At 39.4% G+C, this 6,229-nt stretch carries 5 protein-coding genes; 3 read left to right on the forward strand and 2 right to left on the reverse strand.

The features are described from left to right. The first annotated feature begins 106 nt into the window (after positions 1-106). Positions 107-991, forward strand: a complete 885-nt coding sequence (locus tag BWI44_RS00655; protein ID WP_007663123.1) for a sensor histidine kinase — start codon at positions 107-109, stop codon at positions 989-991. 15 nt (positions 992-1,006) lie between these two features. On the opposite strand, the gene BWI44_RS00660 is transcribed toward BWI44_RS00655, so the two are convergent. Further along, positions 1,007-1,615 (reverse strand): thiamine phosphate synthase, encoded by a 609-nt coding sequence (locus BWI44_RS00660; RefSeq protein WP_007663122.1) that lies wholly within the window; start codon positions 1,613-1,615, stop codon positions 1,007-1,009. 163 nt (positions 1,616-1,778) lie between these two features. Beyond that, positions 1,779-2,399, reverse strand: coding sequence for a superoxide dismutase (locus BWI44_RS00665; RefSeq protein WP_171032134.1), 621 nt, complete (start codon positions 2,397-2,399; stop codon positions 1,779-1,781). Positions 2,400-2,618: 219 nt separating this feature from the next. Here BWI44_RS00665 and BWI44_RS00670 point away from each other — a divergent pair, with 219 nt between their 5' ends. Together BWI44_RS00670 and nspC are read left to right on the forward strand one after the other, a co-directional pair. Further along, positions 2,619-4,973, forward strand: a complete 2,355-nt coding sequence (locus tag BWI44_RS00670) for an ATP-dependent helicase (RefSeq protein ID WP_195208910.1) — start codon at positions 2,619-2,621, stop codon at positions 4,971-4,973. A 10-nt stretch (positions 4,974-4,983) separates the two neighbouring features. Continuing rightward, on the forward strand, positions 4,984-6,123 hold the full coding sequence (nspC, locus tag BWI44_RS00675) for a carboxynorspermidine decarboxylase (RefSeq protein ID WP_195208911.1): 1,140 nt from the start codon (positions 4,984-4,986) through the stop codon (positions 6,121-6,123). Positions 6,124-6,229 lie beyond the last annotated feature (106 nt).

Raw genomic sequence — 6,229 nt, forward strand, 5'->3', positions numbered from 1 at the left:
TTTTTTAGAAAAACATGTATCTATTGATCAGTTATTTGTTTTTTCTTTAGTATATTTGTACCACATATAGAATTAGGATCATCTTTATCTTTTAATAACCAACTTTATGAAGCCGGATTTTGCAACATTTTATATTTTAGGGGCATCAGATTTTTATCAAAGGAATGAAATACTCTTGCTATGCTTTGGAGTAATTATTTTATTACTTCTGGTCATTATGATTGTGGTGTCTATCAACAAGACCAAGAGGTTGAAGACTTTGCAACAATTAAATGAAGTAGCGGAAGAAAGTAATCAGCTGAAGAATGCCTTTATCGCTAATATGACCCATGAGATACGTACTCCACTTAATGCGATTGTCGGATTTACAAATGTACTTGCTGAGACTGATAATCTGAGTAGAGAAGAACGAATGATTTTTCTGAAAGAAATCAATGACAATAAAGATTTTCTTGTTCAGATGATTAATGATTTATTGGACTTCTCAAAGATTGAGGCCAATACAATGGAATATAAAGATGGAGATGTGGATGTGAATGCTTTGATTCAGGAAATGTGTGCTGCAGAAAATGCACATCCCCGTCCGTCGGGTATTCAGATAGAGTTTGTAGAGAAACTTCCCCAATGTCGTTTAATGATAGACCGGGTACGTTTTGCACAGGTCATTAATAATTTGGTGAAAAATGCTTTGAAGTTTACAGAACAGGGTAGTGTGAAGATTGGATATCGCCGTTTGAGTAATAATAACTTTTATTTTTATGTAGCTGATACAGGATGTGGCATTGATGAAGAAAGTCGCCGGGCTATCTTTGAACGTTTTGTGAAGATGAACTATAACATTCGTGGCACAGGTTTAGGTCTTTCTATTACGAAATCTATTGTTGAACACTATGGTGGTGGCATTGGTGTAGAATCTAAAAAAGGAGAAGGCTCTACATTCTATTTTACTTTGCCTGCTGGGGTCGAATATAAAGAATATGGGAAGTTCTAATGGAAATTGAACTTTTTAATCCGCCATTTCCTTTAGTTTCTTAAAGTGGCGGATGACACCTAAATAATCCCGATCTGTACAAACATTGAATTTATTCCATAAATCACCGAGTACTACTGCACCGCCGAATCCGAAATCTTTTATTTCCAGAATATTGTCTGGAGTGATTCCTCCTAAAGCCATAACTTTAGTATCTATTATTCTTTCTTTTCCAGCTGTGCGCAATTCTTCTGGAGTATAACCGGAAAGAGTACCTGTTTTGGTGATACAGTCGTATACGGGGCTCATAAATACATAATCATAAAAATGCTTTTTGCTTTTTACTTCTTCTACAGAATGGCAAGTACAGCTGACATGTCCTGAGTAATCATGTGGTTCATTAGGATTACGTGTGTTCAGATGAATACCCATGAGGTCAAACTCTTCCTTTAAATAGAAATGTTCGTGAGTAACAATGCGTCTATGATATTTTTCAGGTATTAGCGTCAAAAGTCGCTCGGAATACATAGCAGGAGTTTCCGGTTTCCGCAGATGCAAAATATCCAGCCCTTCTTCAAAGAGTGCTGTAATGATCTTGTCCTCTTCCACAAAAAATGTGGGCGCTGTGACTATGATGAGCTTCATTTTTATTTGTTAAACGTTTATGTTTAGCAAAGTTAATGATAAATGCTTTCAGTAGGTAACGTTTTTCTTTAAAATATGTTAGATTGAAACACAAACGCACCTATGGGAAGTTTCTATTCCCGTAGGTGCACATTAAAAAAAGAGTTTATAAGGTTGTTGTTGCTTATTTCAGTCGATTACCCACTACATCCCAGTCGATAATACTCCAAAGAGCATTTACATGATCGGCACGGCGATTCTGATAATCAAGATAGTAGGAGTGTTCCCACACATCGAAGCCTAACAATGGAATAAGTCCTGCACGTACAGGGTTACTGCCATTAGCTTCTTTGGTTATATGAAGTTTTCCGTTCTTATCTACTGATAACCAAGCCCAGCCAGAGCCGAATAATCCTACGGCAGCAGCTGTGAACTCTTTTTTGAAGTTATCGAAGCTTCCAAAATCGCGTTTAATAGCTTCTGCTAATTTACCGGTTGGCTCACTATGAGCAGGTTTGGGGGAAAATTGCAGGAAGTATAAAGTATGGTTCAGAACTTGTCCTGCATTATTGAAGATGGCTCCATCTGGTGCAGTAGCTACTATGGTTACTAAATCTTTATTTTCATACTCTGTACCCGGAACTAGGTTATTGAGGTTATTTACGTATGTTTGTAAGTGCTTACCGTAGTGGTAATCTATAGTTTGCTGACTGATTACAGGTTCCAACGCATTGTTTGCATATGGAAGTTTAGGCATTTCGTATGTCATAATTATAAGCATTAAAGATGTTAATAATGTATTCATAATTTGTCTTGAATTATGTTTCTGTTAATATAACGTTTGATATCCAATAAATGTTCTTCCATATCTATAAAACTTTTTGAAGATGTAGAATGACTTGTTGTGGAAGTGCATAATAAACAGTGACTTATGGACTGTTTTCTGAAATGTAATATGCTATCTTAATTATTTTAGTTCGTATACATTGTATGAATCTAAAAAGAATCCCTTAATTTTGCATACATGAATACGAATTATATCGAAGAACTGAATGAAGGACAGCGCGCAGCAGTGCTATACAACGAGGGCCCGTCACTGGTTATAGCCGGTGCTGGTTCCGGTAAGACGCGGGTGCTGACCTATAAAATAGCCTATTTGTTAGAGAATGGTTATCAGCCATGGAATATATTGGCTTTAACTTTTACTAATAAAGCTGCCCGTGAAATGAAAGAGCGTATTGCCCGGCAAGTAGGAGACCAGCGGGCACGTCATTTATGGATGGGTACATTCCATTCCATATTTTTGCGTATTTTGCATGTGGAAGCCGTAAATATAGGTTTTACTTCACAGTTTACCATTTATGATACGGCGGACAGTAAGAGTCTGATGCGTTCTATTATAAAAGAAATGGGCTTGGATGAGAAAGTGTATAAACCGGGGAATGTACAGGCACGTATATCCAATGCGAAAAATCATTTAGTTTCACCTGCGGCGTATGCATCCAATAAAGAGGCATATGAGGGCGATTGTGCAGCTAAGATGCCTGCAATACGTGATATTTATCATCGCTATTGGGATCGTTGCAGGCAGGCGGATGCAATGGATTTTGATGATTTACTTTTTTATACTTTTATACTGTTCAGGGATCATCCGGAAGTGTTAGCGCGTTATCAGGAACAGTTTCGCTATATTCTGGTAGATGAGTATCAGGATACTAATTATGCTCAGCATAGCATTGTATTACAGTTGGCAAAAGATCATCAGCATGTTTGTGTGGTAGGAGATGATGCCCAGAGTATTTACTCTTTCCGGGGAGCTGATATTGATAATATATTATACTTTACTAAAATATATCCCAATACAAAAGTCTTTAAACTGGAACAAAATTATCGGTCTACACAAACTATTGTTTGTGCGGCGAATAGTTTGATTGAGAAGAATGAGAGGCAAATACGTAAGGAGGTTTTTTCGGAGAAAGAGAAAGGGGAAGCCATTGGTGTGTTTCAGGCATACAGTGATGTGGAAGAGGGAGATATTGTAGTCAATAAGATTACGGAACTTCGTCGCTCGGAGCATTATCCCTATTCGGATTTTGCTATACTTTACCGTACCAATGCGCAGAGTCGTGTCTTTGAGGAAGCAATGCGTAAGCGGGGTATGCCATACCGTATTTACGGTGGATTATCCTTTTATCAACGTAAGGAGATTAAGGATGTGATAGCTTATTTCCGGTTGGTTGTTAATCCGAATGATGAAGAAGCATTTAAGCGGATTATTAACTATCCGGCTCGTGGTATTGGTGATACGACAGTGGGGAAGATCATTACTGCAGCTACTGAGAATGGTGTCAGTCTTTGGACTGTGTTATGCGAACCGTTGACGTATGGGCTGAATTTCAATAAGGGTACACATTCCAAATTACAGATTTTCCGCGATTTGATTTCAGGATTTTTGGAAGGTGTAGTGGATAAAAATGCTTATGAAATTGGTACGGAAATTATCCGTCAATCCGGTATCATTAATGATGTCTGCCAGGATAATTCTCCGGAGAACCTTAGTCGTAAGGAGAATATCGAGGAGTTGGTCAATGGTATGAGTGATTTTTGTGCGATGCGTCTGGAAGAAGGTAATCCTAATATATCGTTGACTGATTTTCTTTCGGAGGTCTCACTGTTGACAGATCAGGACTCAGATAAAGATGGAGATGATGAGAAAATCACGCTTATGACTGTCCATTCTGCCAAAGGATTGGAATTTAGGAATGTATTTGTGGTGGGAATGGAAGAAAATCTTTTTCCCAGTGGTATGGTAGGGGATTCACCCCGTGCGTTAGAAGAGGAAAGACGTTTGTTCTATGTGGCCATTACCCGTGCAGAAGAACATTGTTTTCTGTCATATGCCCGTACCCGTTTTCGCTATGGAAAAATGGAATTTGGCAGTCCTAGTCGCTTCCTGAAGGATATAGATATTCGTTTTCTGCGTTTGCCCCAGGAGGCAGGGCTTAGTAATAAGATTGATGATGAATCCGGGGCATTTCGTCGGGAGAATAGCACTGGTTTCTCTCGTTCACCCCATGTACGCGAATCATTTTATAATAAGGAAAAAGAAACTCCTCAGCGTCCTAAACAGCAGATAATTGCTCCGAGCGTTCCGCGCAACCTGAAGCGGGTGACTTCATCAACTCCTGCTTCTTCATCGGTTCCTGCTTCTGCAATGGCAGTACACCCCGGACAATTGATCGAGCACGAACGTTTTGGTCTGGGAGAAGTTGTGAAAGTGGAAGGTGAAGGGGATAATGCTAAAGCTACCATTCGTTTCAAGAATGCGGGTGACAAGCAACTTTTATTGCGCTTTGCCCGTTTTAAAATAATCGGATAAAAAAGAAAATATGATAGATTTTGATCGTTTCCCTTCTCCATGCTATATTATGGATGAAGAATTATTGAGAAAAAACCTCACGCTGATAAAAAGTGTTGCCGATCGTGCCGGGGTGGAAATTATTCTGGCCTTTAAATCGTTTGCTATGTGGCGCTCATTTCCTATTTTTAGGGAATATGTCGAGCATTCTACGGCGAGTTCCGTATATGAAGCGCGATTGGCACTGGAAGAGTTCGGCAGTAAAGCTCATACCTATTCTCCTGCCTATACGGAGGCTGATTTCCCGGAAATCATGCGTTGTAGTAGTCATATAACCTTTAATTCTTTGTCACAATTCTGCCGTTTCTATCCTGCGGTGGTAAAGGAAGGAAGTGGAATTTCCTGTGGTATTCGTATCAATCCTGAATATTCAGAAGTAGAAACAGAGTTATATAATCCTTGTGCTCCCGGAACCCGTTTCGGCATAACGGCAGATTTACTGACTGAAACCTTGCCGCAGGGTATTGAAGGGTTTCATTGTCATTGTCACTGTGAGTCTTCTTCTTACGAACTGGAGCGTACGCTTCAACATTTGGAAGAAAAATTCTCTTATTGGTTCCCGCAGATAAAATGGCTGAATCTGGGTGGTGGTCATTTGATGACACGTAAAGATTATGATGTAGAGCATCTCATTCATTTATTGAATGACTTGCATAGTCGTCATCCTCATTTGCGTATTATTTTGGAGCCAGGTTCTGCTTTTACCTGGCAAACTGGTGTTTTGACTTCCGAAGTAGTGGATATTGTAGAAAGTCGCGGCATTCGCACAGCTATTCTCAATGTTAGCTTTACCTGTCACATGCCCGACTGTCTTGAAATGCCTTATCAGCCCGCTGTATGTGGTGCTGAAATGGGGAATAATGGTTGCCATGTATATCGTTTGGGAGGGAATTCATGCCTGAGTGGTGATTATATGGGAGATTGGAGTTTCGATCATGAACTGCAGATCGGAGAACGCATAGTCTTCGAAGATATGATTCATTACACTATGGTAAAAACAAATATGTTCAATGGAATCCATCATCCTGCTATTGCTATGTGGACGAAAGATGGGAAGGCTGAAATATTCAGGCAATTTTCTTACGAAGATTATCGGGACAGAATGAGTTGATAATCAAAAACATGTCTTCAGAGTGGAGGAGATGTATAGTTTTCTTCGCGAAAAAAACGGGCGGAATGTTTGCAGGTTTGGAGAAAATATCTACCTTTGCATCCGC

It is taken from the genome of Bacteroides sp. Phil13, from assembly GCF_001940965.1.
GTDB lineage: Bacteria > Bacteroidota > Bacteroidia > Bacteroidales > Bacteroidaceae > Bacteroides > Bacteroides intestinalis.

What these genes read in the sequence shown, in the direction of transcription:
- BWI44_RS00655 (WP_007663123.1), top strand. Translation starts at nt 107, where the DNA reads ATGAAGCCGGATTTTGCAACATTTTATATTTTAGGGGCATCAGATTTT.
- BWI44_RS00660 (WP_007663122.1), bottom strand. Translation starts at nt 1,615, where the DNA reads ATGAAGCTCATCATAGTCACAGCGCCCACATTTTTTGTGGAAGAGGAC.
- BWI44_RS00665 (WP_171032134.1), bottom strand. Translation starts at nt 2,399, where the DNA reads ATGAATACATTATTAACATCTTTAATGCTTATAATTATGACATACGAA.
- BWI44_RS00670 (WP_195208910.1), top strand. Translation starts at nt 2,619, where the DNA reads ATGAATACGAATTATATCGAAGAACTGAATGAAGGACAGCGCGCAGCA.
- nspC (WP_195208911.1), top strand. Translation starts at nt 4,984, where the DNA reads ATGATAGATTTTGATCGTTTCCCTTCTCCATGCTATATTATGGATGAA.